At 53.9% G+C, this 21,909-nt stretch carries 23 protein-coding genes; 5 read left to right on the top strand and 18 right to left on the bottom strand.

Annotation, left to right across the window (positions count from 1 at the left end; all coding sequences use genetic code 11):
• The first annotated feature begins 72 nt into the window (after positions 1-72).
• Complete coding sequence (locus L9H78_RS04415) at positions 73-735, top strand: ACT domain-containing protein (RefSeq protein WP_023019617.1); 663 nt, start codon at positions 73-75, stop codon at positions 733-735.
• On the opposite strand, the gene ligA is transcribed toward L9H78_RS04415, so the two are convergent.
• Entirely contained in the window at positions 732-2,837 is a 2,106-nt protein-coding gene (ligA, locus tag L9H78_RS04410) for an NAD-dependent DNA ligase LigA (RefSeq protein ID WP_249618813.1), read from the bottom strand. The two genes, L9H78_RS04415 and ligA, sit on opposite strands and share 4 nt — an antisense overlap.
• 82 nt (positions 2,838-2,919) lie before the next feature.
• On the opposite strand from ligA, the gene L9H78_RS04405 reads away from it, so the two are divergent.
• Genes L9H78_RS04405 through L9H78_RS04395 form a run of 3 tightly spaced genes read left to right on the top strand, consistent with a single transcriptional unit; the run spans position 2,920 to position 4,896 of the window.
• On the top strand, positions 2,920-3,591 hold the full coding sequence (locus L9H78_RS04405) for a 3'-5' exonuclease (protein ID WP_249618634.1): 672 nt from the start codon (positions 2,920-2,922) through the stop codon (positions 3,589-3,591).
• 16 nt (positions 3,592-3,607) lie between these two features.
• On the top strand, positions 3,608-4,621 hold the full coding sequence (locus L9H78_RS04400; RefSeq protein WP_249620596.1) for a serine hydrolase domain-containing protein: 1,014 nt from the start codon (positions 3,608-3,610) through the stop codon (positions 4,619-4,621).
• The gene (locus L9H78_RS04395; RefSeq protein ID WP_126849640.1) at positions 4,621-4,896 is read left to right on the top strand and encodes a hypothetical protein; all 276 of its coding nucleotides are present in this window, start codon (positions 4,621-4,623) and stop codon (positions 4,894-4,896) included. The genes L9H78_RS04400 and L9H78_RS04395 overlap by 1 nt, the downstream gene beginning before the upstream one ends.
• Here the strand turns inward: L9H78_RS04395 and L9H78_RS04390 are convergent.
• Positions 4,893-6,002: a uroporphyrinogen decarboxylase/cobalamine-independent methonine synthase family protein gene (locus L9H78_RS04390; RefSeq protein ID WP_249620595.1), complete on the bottom strand. Its 1,110-nt coding sequence runs from the start codon at positions 6,000-6,002 to the stop codon at positions 4,893-4,895. The genes L9H78_RS04395 and L9H78_RS04390 overlap by 4 nt on opposite strands.
• A 20-nt stretch (positions 6,003-6,022) precedes the next feature.
• Positions 6,023-7,114, bottom strand: a complete 1,092-nt coding sequence (gene mnmA / locus L9H78_RS04385; RefSeq protein ID WP_249620594.1) for a tRNA 2-thiouridine(34) synthase MnmA — start codon at positions 7,112-7,114, stop codon at positions 6,023-6,025.
• 102 nt (positions 7,115-7,216) lie between these two features.
• On the opposite strand from mnmA, the gene L9H78_RS04380 reads away from it, so the two are divergent.
• A complete protein-coding gene (locus L9H78_RS04380) occupies positions 7,217-8,056 on the top strand; it encodes a spermidine synthase (RefSeq protein ID WP_249620593.1) in 840 nt (279 codons plus the stop codon).
• A gap of 10 nt (positions 8,057-8,066) precedes the next feature.
• Here L9H78_RS04380 and L9H78_RS04375 read toward each other — a convergent pair whose 3' ends face one another.
• The 15 genes from L9H78_RS04375 to L9H78_RS04305 form a co-directional block, all read right to left on the bottom strand.
• Positions 8,067-9,188 (bottom strand): cysteine desulfurase family protein, encoded by a 1,122-nt coding sequence (locus L9H78_RS04375; RefSeq protein ID WP_249620592.1) that lies wholly within the window; start codon positions 9,186-9,188, stop codon positions 8,067-8,069.
• 73 nt (positions 9,189-9,261) lie between these two features.
• Entirely contained in the window at positions 9,262-10,227 is a 966-nt protein-coding gene (locus L9H78_RS04370; protein ID WP_249618628.1) for an electron transfer flavoprotein subunit alpha/FixB family protein, read from the bottom strand.
• Between the two features lie 27 nt (positions 10,228-10,254).
• A complete protein-coding gene (locus L9H78_RS04365; protein ID WP_249618812.1) occupies positions 10,255-11,058 on the bottom strand; it encodes an electron transfer flavoprotein subunit beta/FixA family protein in 804 nt (267 codons plus the stop codon).
• A 198-nt stretch (positions 11,059-11,256) separates the two neighbouring features.
• Entirely contained in the window at positions 11,257-12,138 is an 882-nt protein-coding gene (locus tag L9H78_RS04360) for an NUDIX hydrolase (protein WP_024272797.1), read from the bottom strand.
• Between the two features lie 16 nt (positions 12,139-12,154).
• Positions 12,155-13,006, bottom strand: a complete 852-nt coding sequence (locus tag L9H78_RS04355) for an ABC transporter ATP-binding protein (RefSeq protein WP_249620591.1) — start codon at positions 13,004-13,006, stop codon at positions 12,155-12,157.
• A 275-nt stretch (positions 13,007-13,281) separates the two neighbouring features.
• Entirely contained in the window at positions 13,282-14,346 is a 1,065-nt protein-coding gene (locus L9H78_RS04350; protein ID WP_249620590.1) for a tetratricopeptide repeat protein, read from the bottom strand.
• Positions 14,347-14,467: 121 nt separating this feature from the next.
• Positions 14,468-14,794, bottom strand: coding sequence for an MTH1187 family thiamine-binding protein (locus tag L9H78_RS04345; protein WP_249618811.1), 327 nt, complete (start codon positions 14,792-14,794; stop codon positions 14,468-14,470).
• A gap of 46 nt (positions 14,795-14,840) precedes the next feature.
• A complete protein-coding gene (locus L9H78_RS04340) occupies positions 14,841-15,083 on the bottom strand; it encodes a hypothetical protein (RefSeq protein WP_249620734.1) in 243 nt (80 codons plus the stop codon).
• A gap of 78 nt (positions 15,084-15,161) precedes the next feature.
• A complete protein-coding gene (gene nucS, locus L9H78_RS04335; protein WP_249618625.1) occupies positions 15,162-15,854 on the bottom strand; it encodes an endonuclease NucS in 693 nt (230 codons plus the stop codon).
• A gap of 10 nt (positions 15,855-15,864) precedes the next feature.
• Positions 15,865-16,314 carry a DUF2550 domain-containing protein gene (locus L9H78_RS04330; protein WP_249618624.1) on the bottom strand — a complete coding sequence of 150 codons (450 nt, stop codon included), beginning with the start codon at positions 16,312-16,314 and terminating at the stop codon, positions 15,865-15,867.
• A 169-nt stretch (positions 16,315-16,483) separates the two neighbouring features.
• Positions 16,484-16,855 (bottom strand): F0F1 ATP synthase subunit epsilon, encoded by a 372-nt coding sequence (locus L9H78_RS04325; RefSeq protein WP_021353105.1) that lies wholly within the window; start codon positions 16,853-16,855, stop codon positions 16,484-16,486.
• Between the two features lie 16 nt (positions 16,856-16,871).
• The gene (gene atpD / locus L9H78_RS04320; protein WP_249618623.1) at positions 16,872-18,323 is read right to left on the bottom strand and encodes a F0F1 ATP synthase subunit beta; all 1,452 of its coding nucleotides are present in this window, start codon (positions 18,321-18,323) and stop codon (positions 16,872-16,874) included.
• Between the two features lie 3 nt (positions 18,324-18,326).
• Complete coding sequence (locus L9H78_RS04315; RefSeq protein ID WP_023019632.1) at positions 18,327-19,301, bottom strand: F0F1 ATP synthase subunit gamma; 975 nt, start codon at positions 19,299-19,301, stop codon at positions 18,327-18,329.
• 57 nt (positions 19,302-19,358) lie between these two features.
• Complete coding sequence (atpA, locus tag L9H78_RS04310) at positions 19,359-21,032, bottom strand: F0F1 ATP synthase subunit alpha (RefSeq protein ID WP_024272794.1); 1,674 nt, start codon at positions 21,030-21,032, stop codon at positions 19,359-19,361.
• Between the two features lie 46 nt (positions 21,033-21,078).
• Positions 21,079-21,906, bottom strand: a complete 828-nt coding sequence (locus tag L9H78_RS04305; protein WP_249620589.1) for a F0F1 ATP synthase subunit delta — start codon at positions 21,904-21,906, stop codon at positions 21,079-21,081.
• Between the last annotated feature and the right edge of the window lie 3 nt (positions 21,907-21,909).

The raw sequence follows: 21,909 nt of genomic DNA, 5'->3' as shown, positions 1-21,909 counted from the left end.
AACTAAGCAACGCGCCAGATTGCTACGATGGTGACAGCGAACTCGAAGTTCAGAAAGTGGTGGCAATAAATCATGTCGTTTTTGATCCGTGTCCTGCTCCCAGACACCCCCGGAGCACTCGGACAATTAGCTGACGCCATCGGCCAAACCGGCGGCAATATTCAATCCGTCGACATTATTGAAGCGTTTTCTGCTGATGCCGTCATGGACGATATCGTCGTCGACTTGCCCCAAGGAGTAATGGCAGATGCTCTAATTACTGCAGCCAACTCCGTTGACGGTGTCGAAGTTGACTCTATTCGGCCGTTTTCCGGCCGCGTCGACCGCCGCGGGCAAATCGAAATGTTGTCACATCTGGCAACCAATCGCGGCGGGTTACGTACGTCCTTACAAGATTTTGTCTCTGCTTTCCCGAAGGCCTTAACCTCATCCTGGGCGATCATTGTCGACACAACCGACAAGATCACGCGCGTGGCTGCCTCCAGCGCCGCCCCAGAAGACGACGGTTCGATCCCTGCGGATATTGACGTCACTTCTGCCCGTGTTTTGGTTGCCGATAGCGAAGACTGGATCCCTGATTCTTGGCGCATCTTGGATTCGGCTCTCGCTGGCGCTCCACTAGGCGACAGCGGACTGGTCTTAATCATTGGGCGCGCCGGCGGCCCAGACTACCTGGCCAGCGAAGTAGTACACCTAGGCCACCTCGGAAACATCCTGGGCAAGCTGATTGATTAGTGCTCAGCAATGAACGCGCCGTCGAGAAGCTGCACAAACTCCTCTTCCGACAAGATCCGCACGCCCAAATCACGAGCCTTGGTTTCTTTCGAGCCGGCGTTTTCTCCTGCCACCAAATAATCAGTCTTTTTCGAGACTGAGCCGGTAGCTTTTCCGCCACGCGAAACAATAGCTTCTTTGGCACTATCGCGGCTAAACCCTTCCAGCGTTCCGGTGACCACAATCGTCTTCCCTTCCAACGTTTGTTCCATACGTTGGGAGGCCTCGACTTCCATAGTCACCCCGGCCTGAGCCCACTTGTCGACGATGGCTCGATGCCAATCCACGCTAAACCAATCTTGCAGAGAATTGGCGATCGTCATTCCGACGCCATCCACATCGGCAATCTTGTCGACGTCGGCATCCCGCAATGCCTGCATCGAACCAAAACGCGTGGCCAATGCCCGTGCTGCAGTAGGCCCTACGTGCCGGATCGACAAAGCAATAAGCACACGCCAAAAATCAGCCTGCCGTGCGGTTTCTAGATTCTCTAAAAGTTTCCGACCCGAAGCATTGATCTCACGTTTAGTCTTGTCTTTTTTAACCGTACGGGTATAAACAGTGGAGTTCATCAGCACTTCTTCGTTGATGCCAAACAAATCTGATTCATCAACCACCACCCCACTGGCAATCAAATCGTGCGCTCCCTTTTCTCCCAAGGCTTCGATATCGAATGCTTTACGGGAGGCAAGATATTCCAAGCGCGCCCCTAGTTGTGCCGGGCAAGAGCGGGCATTCGGGCAGCGCCAATCGGCATCACCTTCTTTTTGCGGCGCTAGGGTGCTGCCACATGACGGGCATTCACTGGGGAATCTCCACTCATACTCGCTGCCATCACGCTGCGACACCACCGGCCCTAAAACCTCAGGAATGATCTCTCCGGCTTTTCGGATCACCACCGTATCGCCGATCAATACTCCTTTGCGTTTGACCTCTGTCTGGTTATGCAAGGTAGCCATCGAAACGGTAGTGCCTGCGACAAATACCGGCTCCATCACTGCGTACGGCGTCACACGACCAGTCCTACCGACGCCTACCTCAATCCGCAACAGTTTGGTGGTAACTTCTTCTGGCGGGTATTTAAAGGCGATTGCCCACCGCGGTGCGCGTGAGGTTGCTCCAAGTGCACGCTGCGTCGACAAGTCATCGACTTTGACGACCAGGCCATCCATTTCGAAGAAAGCATCATGGCGATGCTCTCCCCAGTACTCCACTTGTGCAAGTACTTCCGCACTGCTCGTTACCCGTTTGGTGTACGGCGATACCGGAAGCCCCCAAGCCTCCAAAGCCTTATAAGCATCCCACTGCGAGTCGGGTGCAAAACCTTCCCGGGCGCCAAGACCGTGCGCGATCATGCGCAGCCGACGCTTCTTCACCTCTTCGGTATTTTTCATCCGCAAGCCCCCCGCTGCCGCATTACGCGGATTAGCGAATGTCTCTGGCTTTTTACCTTGCCCTTCAGCGAGTTTCACGCGTTCTTCGTTGATGACGGCGAAATCTTCGGGGTTCATATAAACCTCACCGCGAATTTCGATGAGTTCCGGAATCGGGTATTCCTCGGTAGCAGTGAGTTCGTGTGGAATATCCTCGATGACGCGGGCGTTGGCGGTGATGTCTTCGCCAGTGGTTCCGTCACCACGGGTGGCTGCTCGATCCAGCTGGCCGTTGCGGTAGATCAAATCCACCGACAACCCGTCGATTTTTAATTCGGTGAGGTAGGCCGGAGCAGGGGTACGCGCGAGCCAATCACGCAGCTCGCCGTCGTCAAAAGCATTATCTAAGCTCAGCATAGGCGCCAAGTGCTCAACATTGGCGAAGCTGGACTCTTCGGGCACCGGTGCGCCGACTTCCATGGTGGGCGAGTCAGGCACCGCCAGTTGCGGGTAGTCTTTCTCCAGCTTTGCTAACCGACGAAGTAGCTCATCGAATTCCGCATCCGGGATTTCGGGTTGCTCGTTGTAATAGCGTTCACGGTGGTAGCGAACCTCGTCGGCAAGTTCATTCCAGCGGCGACGCAATCCTGCTTCATCAAAACCTGCTTCATCAAAATCACTCACGTGCATCCATTCTAATAGGAGCACAGCTTCCATTGAATGTTCGAACCAGTGCAGCTGTCTGTGGGCAAGCGCGTCTAGGCTGTAGGTCATGAGTTTCAACGCTTCCCGCATGCTTGCCTTCGACTTAGAAACAACCTCGAACATTCCTCAGGAGGCCCGGATTGTCACCTCTGCCCTGGTCTCAATTGAAGGCTCGACCGTGGACTCGCAAGAAATGCTGGCAAACCCCGGCATAGAAATTCCGCAACCAGCCACCGATGTACACGGAATTACTACGCAATACGCTCGCGAGCACGGCCAAGACCACGATGAAGTACTCGCAAAGACCATCGCAGCAATCAAGAAAGGCTGGGACGAAGGCAAAACGCTGATTGTTTATAACGCGAATTACGACCTGACTGTGCTCCGGAGTTTAGACGAGGATTTCACAGTGACCGGCCCCGTCTTTGATCCGTTCGTTATCGACAAACTGAAAGATAAATACCGCAAAGGGCCACGCACATTAAGCAAAGTGTGCGAGGAATACGGTGTACCACTGGATAACGCGCACGAAGCCACCGCCGATGCCATGGCCGCGGCTCGTGTTGCCTGGAAACAAGTGAACCAGCGGTTCCCGGAGTTAGCAAAGATGGATGATGGTGAGCTAATGGAGTATCAAGCCGTGGGTTACTACGAAATGCAGATGGAATTTAAACGCTACCTGACTTCCCGTGACCGAGACGCCTCGTCGGTAGCAACTTCTTGGCCGATGCAGGGCTAATTGTAAGATTGGCAGCATGAAAAAGTCACTCGCAACCGCACTCATTGCCGGTGTAGCGGTGCTGTTTGGTGCCATTGCCCTGGGTCCACAACGCATTGCGCTCGCAGACCAAGCAACCGGCAATAAACGATTGGCTGCTGAACTAGCCGAATTAGCCGTTCCCGGACATAATCAGCTCACCGCATTGACTATCGACGATGGCGTGACAGAATACGCTGGTTGGGGTGCTGATAGCGAAACTGAGGTCGAAATCGGCTCAGTCACGAAGATGATGACAGCCGAGCTTCTGCGCCACGAAATCGAAAACAAAGAGGTGGAGTTAGACACCACCCTAGGCGAGTTAATCGACGAACTACACGAACCAGTCGCCTCAGTCACATTGGAAGAAGCCGTCAACCACACCGGCGGATTACCCCGGATGGCAGGAGTCAATTTCGCTTCAAACTTGGGCTTTTCCGTGCTGGGCACCAACCCATACCAAGGCATTGGGCGTGACGACGTTTTTGCCGCTGCCAATGACATCGAAGAATTGGAAAACCGTGGTGAAGAACAATATTCCAACCTGGGTTTCGCATTGCTCGGCTGGGCGCTAGCAGAAAATGCCGGCACCACCTACGAAGAAATGCTTAACGACGTACTTTTCCGGCCTTTAGGCATGCACAATACCTACGTGGCTAGCGAACCGCTTCCCGACGATCAACCGGCAGGCCTACTCAACAACGGGCGGCATGCTCAGCCCTGGGTGACGGAAGGTTATGCACCTGCGGGCATGGTGCGCTCCACCGCTGCTGACATGGCGAAATTTGCGGAATATCTCTTAGAACAAGGCCTGCCTGATTACGGTTGGGCTCCAACCGTTTCTACAGACGACAAAGACAGCGGCGCAGGTTGGCACAACGGACAAACTGGCGGCTATTCTGCCATGCTGGTCGTCGCGCCAGAGACTGCACGAGCTGTCTTCGTCGCAGGCAATACCCCGCGCGGTGTAGAACAAATTGGATTGCAGCTAGCAGGAGAGGAAGTACGGTAATGAACGCAATCATCAACCTCGTCCTGGTATTCTTGTTGATTTTCAACTGGGGATTTGCCGCGTGGAAAGCGCGGGAGAAAAAGGGCTCCTTATCGATTCAAATCATCAACTTATTGGTGAATATCGGGCTAACGATGTTCATTGCCTACGTCGTCGCCTGGAACTCCTTGGTTCCCATTTGGGTCTGGTGGGGTTTAGCCGTGCTCATGGCCGCATCGGTAACGCTCATCGTTTATTACATGCTGGAAAGCCATAACCGCAAGGTTCCCAGTTAGAGATCTCCGATATCCTCGGCCAGCATGCGTGCTACCTCCCTGCTGAGCCGGTAAGTGCGGGCACAATCCAAGATGGTCTTTCCGGGTATGCCCGGTTGCGGGCAAATATCAATCAGTCGGGAACCCGCCAGCCGCTCGATGCCAAGAGTGTCGAGCAAGTGGGCAATCCGCACGGCAAGACGGCGGGGATTTTCTCCCCGATCATCCCAGATCAGATCTGGAGGCACGCAAGCCAAACCAACCCGTACCCCGGCGTCAAGCAACTCAGCAAGCTGATCAAGTTTCGCAGTGCCAGTTAACTGGTGCTGATCAATGATGATTTCTCGTACTCCGCCGCTATTGCTGACGCTTGCTTGCTGCATATTGTCAGCAACCGCATCAGCAATCACCTGATGTAACGCGTCGTGATCTGTCTCCGAAACATTGAGATATTCAACCGGCCCTTCGGAACAACGTGCCAACAAAGCTGCGAAATCATCTGGGTCCAGCGGGGCAATTTTGTGGTAGTCCGTCGCACCCGGAATTTCGCCGCGCACGCACTGGGCTAGGTATGGTTCGTCAATTTGCAGCACGGTCGTGGCAGAAAAACGCCGAGTCATATCGGCACGGAAATTCGCAATCCCCACAGCCAGAGCATCAGCAAGATCGAATAACGCCGAACGGTCACTAAGCACACGATGGCCGTCGGCAAGCTCGATCTGGCTTGCCAAGCTCACCGGACCCATGACCTGCAATTTGATCTCCTGTCCTGCGTGCTGCCAGGTTTCTTCGAGCACATCAATGTCACGCTCGCGGAGATCTTTTAAGAACCAAGACCACCGTTGTGGGCGGGCGCTCAGCTGCCAACTACGAGCTCCGCGATCAACACTTAATGATTCCAGCAGCGCAGCGCTATAACCAACTGCGTCGGATCCCAATCCGCGTTGCGGCAAATGCGGCAAGTGTAACTGGTCACCAAATTCACTGATAACCATGTCCCCGGCTGCCGCCATCGAAGTGCCGGCCAGCGGACCAAGCGCTAGTGAACCCGGGAAAAGTTTTGCCGCTTGTTCTTGCTCTCCAGGTTGGTGCTGTGCCTCCGCTGATTGCAACGTTCGAAACTCCATCCCGCTCGTCAGCCCTAGCCCTAAGAACCTGTAGAACAGATAGTTCCAGAGCCCAGCACAATATCGCCCAAACCATCATCGGTTGGCATATACAACACAGCTGCCTGGCCGCGTGCTACGCCTGAAAGCGGTTCTTGCAGGTCCAAATGCATCGAGTCAGCTTCACGATCCACCACCGCACGACACGGCACCACAGAGCCGTGCGCACGCACCTGCACCAAACAATTCAGCTCGCCCTCCATCGTCGGATGCAGATATTTCAATCGGTCGGCACCGATAGTCTGGATGCGTAAGTCTTCACGCGAGCCCACAGTCACAGTTCCAGTGTTGGCGTCGATATCAGTGACATAGCGCGGACGACCATCCGCTGCGGGGGTCTTAATATCCAGCCCCTTGCGCTGGCCAATCGTATAATTCCACGCCCCGTCGTGCTCTTTCAGCTTTTCTCCGGAATTCTTATCGACGATCATGCCTGGGCGCATGCCAATCGAACGACCCAAGAATGCTTGGGTCCGCCCATCCGGGATAAAACAAATATCATAAGAATCGGGCTTCGCAGCTGTAGAAAAACCATAGCGAGCTGCTTCTTCCCGAATCTGCGGCTTAGGTGTATCGCCAACCGGGAACATGCAATGGGCTAGCTCATCAGCGCTAATCACCCCGAGCACGTACGACTGGTCTTTATTTTGGTCTGGTGACCGACGCATATAACCTTCATCGTCAATGGTGGCATAATGCCCAGTAGCGACGGCATCAAAGCCCAGAGCCATGCCTTTTTCCAGCAACGCACGGAATTTAATCTTCTCATTGCAGCGCAGGCACGGGTTCGGGGTTTCCCCAATCGCATAAGAATCAACGAAATCATCAATGACTTCTTCTTTAAAACGCTCAGAAAAATCCCAAACATAGTACGGGATACCCAGCTTGTCGCAAATACGACGGGCATCGGCGGCGTCTTCCAACGAACAACAACCACGCGCTTTTTCCCTGGTTTGCTGTGCATCTTGGTGCAGAGCCAAATGCACGCCAACCACATCGTGGCCAGCTTCTACCGCACGTGCAGCTGCCACTGATGAATCGACGCCGCCGGACATTGCAACCAATACTCGCATGCCTCATAGTTTAAGCCCAGTGTCAAAGCCATGCTTTCGGCCTTCACCAGAGACGAGATCTACCTGCAAAATCCGTCGGCAAGCCCCGTAGAATGACACGCTATGGGACGCAAACGGGCAAGACACCAAGCGCAAACAGCTTCATCAATCATCGGACGATACGAGATCAGCACAGGGTATGCGGAGATCAAGCCTGATTCATTCCACGACAACGGCTACTACCTTTATGTCAACGGCGTTCCCAGCTCGCACGTACTACTCGGCGAACCAAACTATTTAGATTTTGCGTATATGCGCTGGTTTGCAGCCAGCATAGAAGAATTCGTACGCGCACACAGCTGGGATACAGGCCGACTACGAATCACACACCTAGGCGGCGCAGGCTGTTCCATGGCCCGCTACCTAGCGTGGCGTTGGCCGAAAACTCGCCATACCGTCGTGGAACTCGACACCAGCTTAGGTGAACAGGTACGCAATTGGTTCGATATACCGCGCGCCCCAACTGTAAAAATTCGCCCTGGCGAGGCAGCTGAGGCCACTGCCAATTTTCGCCCAGCCAGTCGAGACATCATCATTCGCGATGTGTTCTCTGGCGATACCACCCCGCGCTCGCTCACAAGCACAGAGTTTTACCAGCATGCGCATCAAGCATTAATACCTGGCGGCCTTTTTGTTGCTAACTGCGGTGCACGCCACGGCGTCGCCGAAGCACAAGAAGAAATTTCCGGTTTAGACAGGTTTTTCCGCCAGGTAGCGCTGATAAGCGATGCGGGTACGCTGCAGGGCCGCAGTGGCGGAAACATAGTGCTCCTGGCGTCCGATTCTGAGCTACCGCAGGCGGGAACTCCTATTTACGATCAAATGCGCAGTACGCTACTTCGAGGTGCCATGCCCGCAAAATATCTTGATGCCACACAGGCACAACAGTGGGCTCAGGAATAGCAGACCAGGACTAGAGAGCTGCAACTTTCCGGGCGGTGGCAATGATATCCGGTAGCTGTTGGCACACAACCGCAATATCTTCCTCAGTAGTGCTGTACCCAAGACTAAATCGCAATGCACCACGCGCGCGTGCTTCGTCAGCTTCCATGGCTTCAAGCACATGACTGAAACGATTCACCCCGGCTGCGCACGCTGATCCCGTGGAGACGGCAATACCTGCGCGGTCCATCAGCATGATCAAACTATCACCATCGGTGCCTAAGAAAGAGACGTGGAGATGCGTCGGTAAAGCTGGCTCTACCGTGTTAACAACTACATCATCGATATGCGTGGTGATAAAAGCACGCAGTTTATCTCGTAACTGCGACAGGCGCACACGTTGTTGTTCATGCTCCTCTAAAGATTCCCGCAATGCCGCTGCCAAACCCGCTGCACCAGCGACATCGACGGTACCTGGACGGATTCCACGTTCTTGTCCGCCACCCAAGTAGACCGGTTTCGGAGCCGGGGTACGTTTCGCTAACAACAAACCGATACCGCGTGGCCCACCAAATTTATGTGCGCTAGCCGCCAAGGTAGTCGCCTGTAATTCATGGAAATGAATCGGAAGCTTGCCGACGGCTTGCACTGCATCCACGTGCAAGGGAGTCCCGGCTGCTGCTGCACGTTCAGCAATTTCGGGGATCGGCTGAATGGTACCGATCTCATTGTTCGCATACATGCAAGCGGCTACAGCCGCTTGGGTGTCGAGAGCAGAAAGATCACATACACGGGCCGCCCCGTCGACGGGAAGATGCACAATCTCTGCCCCCTGGCTAGCCAACGCGTTGGCTACGTCACGGATAGCAGAATGCTCCGAAGGCGGGACGATGATCCGCCTCGATTCGCTAGCGGCGTATAAACCCTGCAGAGCAATATTGTCGGCTTCGGTTCCAGAGGCAGTAAAAATCACCTCAATCGGTTCACACCCCAATAGCTCCGCAACGGACTCGCGTGCGGAATCCAGAACACTACGCGCTTTCCTACCCGCAGCGTATTGCCCGTTTGGGTTCAGTTCACCGGCTGCGTGCACCCACGCGTCAATCGCCGACTGGCGCATAGGACTAGTGGCAGCGTGATCAAGGTAAGTCATAGACTCCACTCTACTTCCCTATTCCATGGCGCCACGAGGTCCTGCTCACGGCGTCAGTGCGTCTTCGCTGAACCTAACTCTGTGCTCGTGCTCGTAGCTCCGCAGTTAGGGCGGGCGCTATCTCATGCAAATCGCCCACTACACCCAGATCTGCGACGGCGAAAAACGGCTCATCCGCATCCTGGTTGACGACGATGATGTGTTCTGCAGTCTGCATACCTGCTAGATGTTGGATTGCACCAGAAATTCCGAGACCGATATACAGCTTCGGGCTGACGGTCACACCGGTTTGTCCAATTTGGTGTGCAGGAGCGTACATACCATCATCCACCGCATCACGCGTGGCGCCTACGGCCGCACCCAAGCTGTCTGCCAGTGGCTCGATAACGTCGGCGAAATTCTCTGCCGAACCGACTCCCCGTCCGCCAGCAACCACGTTTTTCGCCTGCATCAAATCTGGCCGGTCGCCTTTGACGGCAGGAGTAAAGGAAGCAACACGTGCTTCATTCTCGGCGGCGCCGCCGAGCACAATCTTTTCGAGATTGCCTGCCCCTTGCACCGGGTTGGCCTCCGGTTCTACTGCACCGGGACGCAAGCTATACAACGGGCAATCACCCTCTGCTTGCGCAACAACATCCACCGAGCCACCAAAAATACTGTGCTGCGCAGTACCATCAGCATTGATGCCCACGACATCACTAAGAATTCCGGACGCCAGACGTGCACCCAGACGGCCGACAATTTCGTTACCCGCCGTGCCCGCGGCAACCACAATCGGGCCGGGATTCGACGCAGCAACTGTAGACAGCGCATCGACTTCTGGCAGCACTAAACGCTGCTCATAATCTGCAACCTCCGCAGAATAAATCTTGTCCACTCCAGCACTGGCAAGCTCGGCGGGCAGTTGTTCACAACCACCAGGTGCGCTGACGACGACAGCATGCACCGACCCCAAAGGCCGTGCTGCAGCAATCAATTCCTTACTAACCGGATTTAGTTGCCCGTTTTCATGTTCTATCAGCACGTATACGTGTGCCATATCAGTATTGCTCCCTAATTCGCGAAGTTAAATGAGGTTGTTTTCTGCCAGGTAATCAGCAATTTTGCGAGCTTGTTCTTCCGGGCTTCCGGAATCGATCATTACACCAGCACTACGCGTAGGGCGCTGATTATGGCTGATTACATTCGTGGTGGCGTTAGCCGCTCCAACCATATCGGCATCCAGGCCGATGCCAGCTATATCAACCGTCTTCATCTCATGCTTTTTTGCTTGGCGTAAGCCTTTGAACTTCGGGAATCGCGGGCTATCAGCTTTATCAGTCACCGTCACTAATGCTGGTAGCTTAGCTTCGAGCTGCCAGGTGCCTCGGTTATCTTCACGAACCGCAGATACGGTATCTCCATCCACGGAAAGCGAGTGCACAGCAGTGAGCGCGGGAATCTCTTGGAATTCTGCTAGAAGCCCAGGCACGGTGCCAGTAGAACCGTCAGAAGAATAGTTACCCCCGATCACAAGCTGCACATCATCAATGGTCTCGAGCGCGCTATGCAGGGCAAAAGCAGTGCCCAAAACATCACTGCCAGCCAGCGCCTCATCCGTGATATGCACCGCATCGTCGACCCCCATAGCAATCGCTTTTCTAAGAGCGTCCTCATGATGAGTCGGCCCCATGCTCAAAGCAATCACTTGATATTCGGCGCCTTGTTTCACTGCCTCTTCGCGAACCCGAAGGGCCTGTTCGACGGAGAACTCGTTGATCTCATCAATAATGACGTCGACAGATTCGCGATCCAAACGTGCGTCGTCACGCAACGTCTTGGTGGACCAGGTATCCGGCACGGTCTTCACCAAGACCACGATGGTTGGCATCATTGCCACCTGCCTTTCTTTCACAGTTCAGAATTTGTTTGTGCGGTTCGTTATTAATGCAGACGCGTCTGGCCTCTGAAGCGCATCATACAACGGTGCACTACACCTGCTCGTTACATGCGATAGGTGACCCACCGCAAACAACTGTACCACTCGGTCTAGTTAAAATAGACCGACCGCTAAATTAGATGGCTAAGATCATGGCATTTTCCCAATCCGATCTTCCGGTTGAAACTCCAAAAATTCTCGATATGCAGGATCCTCCCAACATTTACCAACAATCGGATGAATCACCGTTTCATCGGCGCACCGCATCGCCTCATCAACAGTCTTACACCCGGCTAGTTTTTGTAACTGCGCCCATGTAGGCAAAACAAACCGAACCAACCCTGCTCGCCAACCGTCGAGAAGCAGCTGCGGGGAAAACCAATTCGCGTCTTCCGCTTCGCCGCCCGGATCAGGCGCCGGGCGCTGACCATCAGGAACACGGGCAACAAAAGAAAAAGTATCGAACCACAAATGCGTACGATCAGATTTTCCGACCCACCGGGCCCAAGGGCGCAACAAATCCGAGCGAACCTTCAAATCATGCTTGTGCATGAGATCAGATAGCGCGATCTCATGCGATTCCAAGCTGCGACGCGCATAATCATATGGAGCCACGTTCGCAATTGGTGCACCATCGCCATGTACCGCCAATAGCGCGCCTGCTTCTTCGAAAAGTTCTCGGACTGCAGCAAACACCAACGCGTGGGCTTTATACTTATTCGTTTCCATTCTGCGCGCCAGCGAAACTGCCGATGGCCCGCACCAATGTTCACCAGAGTCCCACGATCTAGCGGGGAAATCGCGATGATCAACCCCGCCGCCAGGAAACACAGTAATTCCCGGAAAATTGCGCATGGTCGACACCCGCTCTTGAGCGAAAACTTCAAGACCTTGCACACCATCACGGACCAACAAGACGGTGGCCGCCAACCGAGCCCCCCGGTAACCAGTCATTTCCGCCGGATCAATCGCATCTATTTGATCGCTATGATGCTGACAGTGAAATTGCGTATGCGTCGAAAAATCTGGCATGAAAACCTCAACCGACCTATCCGGCGCGGTGCGAACCACGGCCCCGACTCGTACGCCGAGCGAAAAAGCGTGATCCCAACCGATCTACCTGAATCGGTTGATGGAAGGCTTTCGTGAGGTTTTCTGAAGTCAAAACATCATCCAGCAAACCTTGTGCCACGACTTCGCCTTCGTCCAGCAGCATCGCGTGAGTGAAACCTTCCGGGATCTCTTCCACATGATGGGTAATCATCACGATTGCTGGTGCATCAGGATCCAATGCGAGCTCACCCAGATACCCAACCAAATCCTCTCGTCCCCCTAAATCCATACCTGCAGATGGTTCATCCAAAATCAACAGTTCTGGATCCGTCATCAAAGCGCGAGCCAGCAAAACTCTTTTTCGTTCGCCTTCCGACAACGTTCCCCAAGTGCGCTCCATAAGGTGAAAAGCACCAACCTGCTCCAAAATATCGTAGGCTCGTTCAAAATCCAGTGATTCGTAGTCTTCCCGCCAACGGCCTAGCACCGCATAACCAGCAGAAACCACTAAGTCGTCGACACGTTCACCCGCAGGAATACGGTTGGCGAGAGCTGCGGAAGAAATTCCGACCATCGCTCGTACGTCACGCATATCGGCAGCCCCAAATCGCTGCCCCATCACAAAAGCAGTACCTTCCGAGGGAAATTCTTCGGCTGAAGCCATACGAACCAATGAAGTTTTACCGGCCCCATTGGGACCAATAATTACCCAGCGCTCATCCAGCTCGACCTGCCAGTCGACGGGTCCAACCAAACGATTTCCACCGCGACGTAATCCGACTTGTCGGAAATCGATCAACAAGTCTTCGCTAGTTTCAGGTGTGAGATGTGCGGAGGTCGAAGTCATAATCTAAATCGTCTCTTTCTTCGCGGTGCAAAAACTATTCCTAAGTTCTCCAGGATTGAATGAGCTTCCGGCCTTGCCGCGCTTTTCTGGGCTCAGATCACGCTGTCTCAAACTCATGGATACTCCTCTTCTAGCTTATGCCACGACCCGAAAAAGGGATGAAAAGTCTCAAGCGCCAGACCAGATCTTTCTCACCGTTAATCCCAGTCATTTTAGGGCTCATCGAGGACGGAATGCTGCAATCGCTGCCTTGCACTGGAACTCGCAAATGGTTCTTAAAATAATGCACTCGCCAAATCAGTACGAGCTTGTTTTACCCGTGGGTCTGCCGGATCAAATAATTCGAATAACGAGATAACCCGGGTCCGCAAACGATCTTTGTCTGCGCCTGCAGTCAACTTCATAGTGGAAATCAGACGAGCAAAAGCTTTCTCTGGCACCCCGGCTAATACCTCGGCGTCAGCAGCATCGAGCTGCTTATCGACGTCGTGCGGCTCCGCATCTCCATCTTGTACAGCATCACCGCTGCGGTTTGCTGGATCGAACCGCTCGATGACTTCCACGGTCTTAAGAGCTAAATCAGCCTGTTTGTCGTCTGGATTATCCTCCAAAATAGCCTCATAATGCTCACGTGCCTGCCCATAATCTCCTCTAGCCAGGGCTTGTTCAGCAGCATCATGTCGCGGGTCGATTTCCGAATCAGCATCCTGCTTTCCAGTAGCATCTATTGGATTAACGATTGGCTGCGATGTTCCGGGCAGTTTAGGACCAATCTGTTGAATTAACGCGTCCACCCACTGCTGCAAAACCTCAACGGGTTGAACACCTTGAAATTGAGTGAGCGGCTGCCCTTGCCCCAAAGCCACCACAGTTGGTACCGCTTCTGCTCTAAAAGCTTGCACGATGGCTGGGTTTTTATCAGCGTCCACATAACCGAAAATAATCTTGCCCAGAGTGGAATCTTTTACAACCAGCTCTTCGAAGTTGCGCTTCATCTCATCCGACTCAGCAGCTCTCGAAGTGCCCAGCAACACGACAACGGGCACTTCCGCAGATCGACGAACCACATCAGTTTCGAAATTGTGCTCGCTTACCTCGAAATAAGCAGGTATTTGCGCCCCTGTGCCGCGATCTGGGTGTGCGTTTCCGGTATGACCAGTCGCGCCTGTCCCGGCGGAATTAGCTAAGCCAGCGGTGTTTGCACCACCGGCGCTTGCTTGGGCACGATTTTTCAGTTGTTGCAGATCCACCGCCGATGCGGCGAAACGTGCTGGTTCTTGCCTAGCTGAATCAGGGCGGTCCCCGGGGTTCTGGTCGGCTGGTTGCTGCGGAATAGTCATTAAAATTCTGCCTTCCTAAAAATCCTCAAGGTTGTGATGGGAACTAGCAACCAAGAAAATCGGCGATAGAGCTAGAGCATCACAACGATCTGTCTTCATTGTTTTCAGCGGAACCGCGGTATTAATCCCCTCGTGATGCATTCTCCGAAGTTTCTGCGAGATGCCGGTTCACGGCGTCGACCTTGGCAGTCAAACCGTTGGTTACGCCCTGGCGAATATCCGCTTTGATAACCAGTGAAACACGTGGAGAAACAGCCTCTACTGCGGAAGTCGCTTTCTTAATCACCGCGAAGACCTCATCCCACTCACCTTCCAATAAGGTAAACATCGAATTTGTCTCGTTCGGCAGCCCCGAATCACGGACGACGCGCACGGCCTCGGCGACCGCTTCAGACATTTCACCAGTCTCATTTGTGGTGGTGGGTGCTACAGAAAAAGCCACAATCATATCTTCTAGGCTACCTGTTTCCGCAAAGACAACGCGCACGGCATTGTTAACGACGCTGCCAACAGCGCGCATGCCAATGACGGCGATCATCCCCTCGCCCACCCGAATCGCGCGGCCAAGCAACAATATGCGCGACCCCCGGCGGAATGTCGAGATTGCAGCCAGGGCACACATAGTATTTAACTGCGCGCACCGCCGCGATCTGCCGATATTCATACGGCCTACCGAAATCCCAACTTGGGCCTTCAGTCACTTGTGTACCAAACAGGGAACCCCCATCAGCCGGGATACTGAACGGTCTATGTTGCGCCCGCGATGCTTTACCTGACTTCTTGCCTTTTGGGCCGCGAGGCTTCTTCGCAGCCACTTAGAACAACCGCAATTCGTTGGTTTCCAACCCGCGCAGTTCTTGATAATCCAGCGTCACACACCGAATACCCCGGTCTCGGGCCAGGGCTTTGGCTTGTTGTTTAATTTGTTGTGCCGCAAACACTCCATGCACTGGAGCCAAGAGGCTATCCCGGTTCAACAGCTCAAGATACCGAGACAGCTGCTCAACCCCATCAATACCACCGCGACGTTTAATCTCAACAGCGACGGTTTCTCCTGCCGCATTGCGCGCCAAAATATCTACCGGGCCGATACCAGTCGGGTACTCTCGGCGCACGAGTGTGTAACCATCACCAAGCGTCGTAATATGTTCCGCGAGCAATTCCTGCAAATGCGCTTCCACCCCGTCTTTGACCAAGCCTGGATCCTCCCCAAGATCGTGGCTCGAATCATGGAATACGCGATGCAGAGTAATACGCAACTGCTCACCTTGGGGGTTTTCAACTACCCAAAGTTTTTCTTCAGTGTCTTCCCCATCGATATCAGTGATCGGGGATTCGGCCAATGTGCACGGAGAAGTCATCCAGTTCAGCGGTTTATATGCACGGTTGTCCGCATGGACCGAGACAGATCCATCCGATTTGACCATGATCAAGCGATCAGCAGCGGGCAAATGGGCATCCAACCTGCCGACATAGTCGACAGAACATCGGGCAATCACTAAACGCATGCCCACTACCCTAGCGCAGACGCTGCGGCTTGTACCTTTCTTGCCGGCTATCCGGAGCAGATTCCAGCCATGAGCAGAGTGCCATCGCCGTAGCCTTATCTACGGCTAATTCAAAGTGGTCGTCCGGCGTCGATACTTCGAGCACCTGAAGTGATGAGGACATAAAAGAACCCTCGGCATCTGTCACTGAACGTTGACGGTGGAGCGTCAATTCTTGACGTTCGAGTATTACATCTGCAGAGGGTGATAATGAACGAAGCTTGTACATATTTAGCTGCTGGCCATCACAGACTATCCGGCCATGACGCCAGCCGTGTGTACCCTTCGCAGGAAGACGCCGGGCTATAACCGCATTGCCTTTCGACCGCAGAGTGAAGAACCTCCACGCAGCCAAGCCTGCGACGAAAACTAGCGCCAATAATACGCATACCGGTAAGAAGCTACCCATAATATCCTGCATTAAGCTGCCACCTTAACTAACAGAAGAGATTTCAAACCAGTTTAATGCGTGACATAGCGTTTGTGAAATGTTTTCATCGGCAAACTGCCGTACGTACGGAAAAAGGCTTTTCCCAAGTTTGGGAAAAGCCTTTCCGATTAACCGTCTGTGTTGGAGCCAGACAGCAGGATTAGATTAACTCTGCGCGACGCTGGGCACGGCGTGCGGTAATTCCGTGCGCACGGACGTACTCATCGTCAGAGGTTTCGTATTCTTCGACGGTAGAAGAATCCCACTCTTCAGATGTGATCGCCCAATCAGCCAAAACCGTGACCTTCTCCTTGGATACGGAGAGGAAACCGCCCTGTACGCCAAAGACAACACGATCGCCATTGGCACCGGTAATCGTCACAACACCGTTGTCCAACAACTGACCGAGTAGGGGCTGGTGCCCAGGCAACACGCCGAGCTCACCATCGGTGGTCTCAGCAGTGACCATGGTGGCCTGGCCGGACCAAAGCTTACGGTCGACCGCGACGAGTTCCACGGTGAATTCAGCCATGTGTGTCGCCTACTTCCTACTTCTCGTTCATCTTTTTGTATTTTGCCTCGACATCATCGAGGCCACCTAAACCATCGAAAGCCATCTCTGGGTAGTGATCGAACTCACCATCACAGATGCGTTCGAAGGCGTCGATGGTTTCTTCCAGAGGAACGGTAGAACCTGGCAAGCCGGTGAACTTCTCTGCGACGTAGAAGTTCTGTCCCAAGAAGCGCTGGATACGACGGGCCCGCTGAACGGTCACCTTGTCTTCTTCTGACAACTCATCCATACCCAAGATGGCGATGATGTCCTGCAATTCCTTGTTCTTCTGCAGGATGTTGATGACGCGCTGTGCGATCGCGTAGTGGCGCTCACCCACGATGCCAGGCTCGAGGATACGGGAGGTCGAAGACAATGGGTTCACGGCAGGGTAAATACCCTTCGACGCAATCGAACGATCCAGCTCGGTTGTCGCGTCCAAGTGCGCGAAGGTAGTAGCTGGAGCCGGGTCAGTGTAGTCGTCGGCAGGAACGTAGACGGCCTGCAGGGAAGTAATTGACTTACCACGTGTAGAGGTAATCCGTTCCTGCAAAACACCCATCTCATCAGCCAATGTTGGCTGATAACCCACGGCAGAAGGCATACGGCCCAACAGCGTGGAAACCTCAGAACCTGCCTGAGTAAAACGGAAGATGTTGTCAATGAACAACAAAACGTCCTGGTTTTGAACGTCGCGGAAATATTCAGCCATGGTTAGACCAGACAAGGCCACGCGCATACGAACCCCTGGTGGTTCGTCCATTTGACCAAAGACAAGGGCGGTGTCTTGCAACACGCCCATCTCTTCCATTTCCAGGAACAGGTCGGTACCCTCACGCGTACGCTCACCGACACCGGCGAACACGGAAGTACCGGAGAAGTTACGAGCGATACGAGTGATCATTTCCTGGATAAGAACGGTCTTGCCGACGCCGGCGCCACCGAACAGACCAATTTTGCCACCCTTAACGTAAGGGGTGAGGAGGTCGATAACCTTGATTCCGGTCTCCAGAATCTCGGTTTTACCCTCCAGCGCGTCGAATGGTGGCGGATCGCGGTGGATTCCCCACTGTTCGCCGTCGCGGCCCAATCCTGGTTCGTCCAAACACTCACCGAGCGCATTGAAGACGTGTCCTTTGACGGCATCACCGACGGGAACACTAATTGGCTTACCAGTGTCGATAACCTCAGCGCCACGGACGAGACCGTCCGTAGGTGCTAACGCAATGGTCCGGATCAGGTTATCGCCGAGGTGCTGTGCAACCTCAAGCGTGATGGTCTTGGCGACTGCCTCGAGGGTGACCTCGACAGTCAGCGCGTTGTACAGAGCAGGCATCGCTCCACGCGGAAATTCCACGTCGACGACCGCACCGGTGACGCGCACGACGCGGCCGGTAGCGTTGGTGCTACCTTCCTGCGTGTTCTGCTCATCGAGAGCTGTAGTCATGATTTAGTCACTTTCTCCGCTGCCGGCAAGCGCACCAGCGCCACCGACGATCTCGTTGATTTCCTGGGTAATCTGTGCCTGACGAGCCTGGTTAGCAACGCGCGACAGGTCGTTGACCAACTCGGTCGCGTTATCCGTCGCAGCTTTCATGGCTGTACGGCGCGCGGCAGACTCCGCAGCCGATGCTTCCAGAAGCATTGCGTACAGAATACGTGAGACGTACTTCGGGAGCAGGGATTCCAGTAATAATTCTGGGTCCGGCTCGAATTCCATCTGAGCTTCAGTTTCGCCGTGAGTAGTCGAAAAACCTTCGTCGACGACTTCTTCCTCTTGGTAAACAGGCTCAATTGGAAGCAACTGATGGACGTTTACTTCCTGTACGAGCATAGATTCAAACGTTGTGTGAACTACGTGGACCGAATCAAATCCGAACAGGTCTTCACCCTCGACAACATTGACTCCGTCGCGATATGGCGCAGTTCCTTCAGAGCTTGCTTGGAAACCTTCGATGAGATGCTGGCGCATATCATGGGTAGCTTCCATGCTTGGGTCCTGGGAAAAACCAGTCCATTGTCCTGCGATGTCGACGCCACGGAATTGATAGAAATCAACGCCTTTACCGCCGGCAACGTAACGCTTGACCTCATAGCCTTTTTCGTCCAAGAGTTTCTCCAACTCATTGGCACGTTTCAGCACGTTGTAGTTGTAACCACCACACATGCCACGATCAGAAGTAATGACTAGCACTGCGGCCGTCTTTACGTGCTCGCGTGGCTTCAGCATAGGGTGTTCCAGCGTCGTTGCAGACGCCAGGCGCTCCATCACTTCTTGCATCTCCTCAGCGTATGGCTGTGCCTCTTCCACACGAGCCAAAGCTTTGTTAATGCGCGAGGTGGCAATCATTTCCTGCGCTTTGGTGATTTTCTTCGTTGAGTTAACTGACCGAATTCGGTCGCGTAATTCGCGAAGAGTAGCCATGGTTTCCTTCCCTCCCTTCTTTCCTTATCTCGAAGCGATCAGAGTTACTACTGCTAGTTACTTCTTGACGCTCTTCCGGGAGACGTTGAGCTGGTTCTTTTCCACTTCAGACTCCTCCAGAGGATCTTCGTGGTTGTCGATCACAGGCTCACCGGAGGTGGTTTGGAAACCTTTCGCGAATTCGTCGTTAGCGTTGCGCAAAGCTTCCTTGGAGTCATCATCCAAAGGCTTACCGCCCTGGATTTGCTCATATACCTGTGGAACCTCACCCTGCAAGTACTCGTGGAGTTCGGTTTCGTATCGGCGAGTGTCCTCAACCGGAACGTTGTCGAAGGCGCCTTCCGAAGCCAACCAAATCGAGACGATTTGGAATTCCACATTCTGAGGGCTGGACTCTGGCTGCTTCAACAGTTCGACCAGGCGCTGGCCGCGATCAAGCTGGGCCTTGGACGCAGCATCCAGATCCGAAGCAAAGGTGGCGAACGCTTCCAAGTCACGATATGCGGCCAGGTCAAGACGAAGGTTACCTGCAACCTTCTTCATGCCCTTGGTCTGAGCAGCACCACCGACTCGGGATACCGAGATACCGACATCGATAGCTGGGCGAACGCCCTGGTTGAAGAGATCGGACTGCAAGAATACCTGGCCGTCCGTAATCGAAATGACGTTGGTCGGAATAAAGGCGCCGACGTCATTTGCCTTAGTTTCAATAACTGGCAACGCAGTCATCGAGCCTGCTCCGAGCTCATCGTTAAGCTTTGCAGCGCGCTCAAGCAAACGGGAGTGCAAGTAGAAAACGTCACCTGGGTAAGCTTCACGTCCTGGTGGACGGCGCAACAGCAACGAGATTGCGCGGTAGGCCTCAGCCTGCTTGGTCAAGTCATCGTAGATAACCAAAACGTGCTTGCCTTCATACATCCACTGCTGACCAAGGGCAGCACCGGAGAACGGTGCCAACCACTTGAAACCAGCGGCATCAGATGCTGGTGCAGCAACGATGGTGGTGTATTCAAGAGCCCCATGCTCTTCCAACGTGCGACGAACACCGGCGATGGTGGTGCCCTTTTGGCCAATCGCAACGTAGATGCATCGCACCTGCTTGTCCGGATCACCGGACTCCCAGTTTGCCTTCTGGTTAAGGATGGTGTCGATACACAGAGCGGTCTTACCGGTCTTACGGTCGCCAATGACCAGCTGGCGCTGGCCGCGTCCGATTGGAGTCATCGCATCAATCGCCTTGATGCCAGTCTGCATTGGTTCTTCGACCGGCTGCCGGTCAAGAACGCCAGCGGCCTGCAACTCAAGTGCGCGTTCTTTGTCAGATTTGATCTCGCCCAGACCATCGATTGGTTGGCCCAGGGGATTAATCACGCGGCCAAGAAAGTCTTCGCCTACGGGGATGGAAAGTACTTCTCCGGTCCGTTTAACCTCATCACCTTCTGCCAGTGATTCGAAGTTTCCCAGAACTACGACACCGATGGAATCAGTGTCCAAGTTCTGTGCGACGCCAATAACGCCGCCCGGGAACTCCAGGAGCTCATTCGCCATAACGGACGGTAGGCCAGAGACGTTGGCAATACCGTCGGCTGCCGAAATGACCACGCCGACCTCCTCACGGGAGGCCGCCGCGGAATAGCTCGAGGTGTAGTTCGCAATCGCGCTACGGATCTCGTCGGAGGAGATCGTTAGCTCCGCCATGTTCTTCCTGCTCTCGGTTGTGTTTTCCAGCAATTACTTTATAAGGATCGTTTATTACGTCAGCTCTGTCAGAAACGCTCTAACCAACGCTTAGCGCTGAACGCATACGCGCCAGCTTAGCCTTGGTCGAGCCATCGATGACTTCGTTGCCAACGTGGATGCGCACGCCACCGAGGAGGCTGGGGTCAACCTCATTGTGGATGGACATCCGATGATCATAAATCGTGTGAAGTTTCTCTGCGAGGGCTTCCCGCTGTGCACCAGTCAAGCTTCCAGCACTGACTACACGAGCCACCTTGTGACCACGCAGTTCGGCTGCCTGCTCAACGAGTGCGGCGACATCGCTAGCCGGATCTTTTTCAATCCTGCCAACCGCATGCAACACGAGCGCCTCGCTAAACATCGTGATGTTCTTACCTTCGAGGAGTTGAGCAAGCAGTGAGCGTCGTTTCGAAACCTCAACCCGGCGATCAGACAGCAGCATGCATAGCTCGCCTTCCCGATCCAGTACACGAGACAAAGAAAACAGCTCTTGCTCAACCTGTTCTAACTGGTTTTTGTATTCCGCTCCCCGCAATAAGATGCGACGAGCTCCCGCAACCAAACCGGTTCTTAGGTCTCGTGGGGTTGACCAAGTTAGCCCCACTGCTTTTTTCAGAACATTCAGTGCGTTGGCAGAAAGGTGTTGCGAAAAAACCTTATCTGCCAAAGCCACTCTTTGTTCAGCAGAGGCTGCATTGTTGGCAAGCGCAACGCGTAGGGGTCGATCACCTTCGATCGCTTCAACGACCTCAAAGATCTCCAAACCGGTCTGCGAGTCAACCTCGACAGCATTCGAAGACTGAGACGAAGTCTCGTCGATCGCTGCGTAAAGTTGTTGCAATGCTTCGCGGCTCGCTGCTTTCATGCT

Source organism: Corynebacterium pseudodiphtheriticum (genome assembly GCF_023509295.1).
GTDB lineage: Bacteria > Actinomycetota > Actinomycetes > Mycobacteriales > Mycobacteriaceae > Corynebacterium > Corynebacterium pseudodiphtheriticum.
Note: the sequence above shows the minus strand (reverse complement) of the source record. Positions and strands in the feature narration are given on the sequence as shown.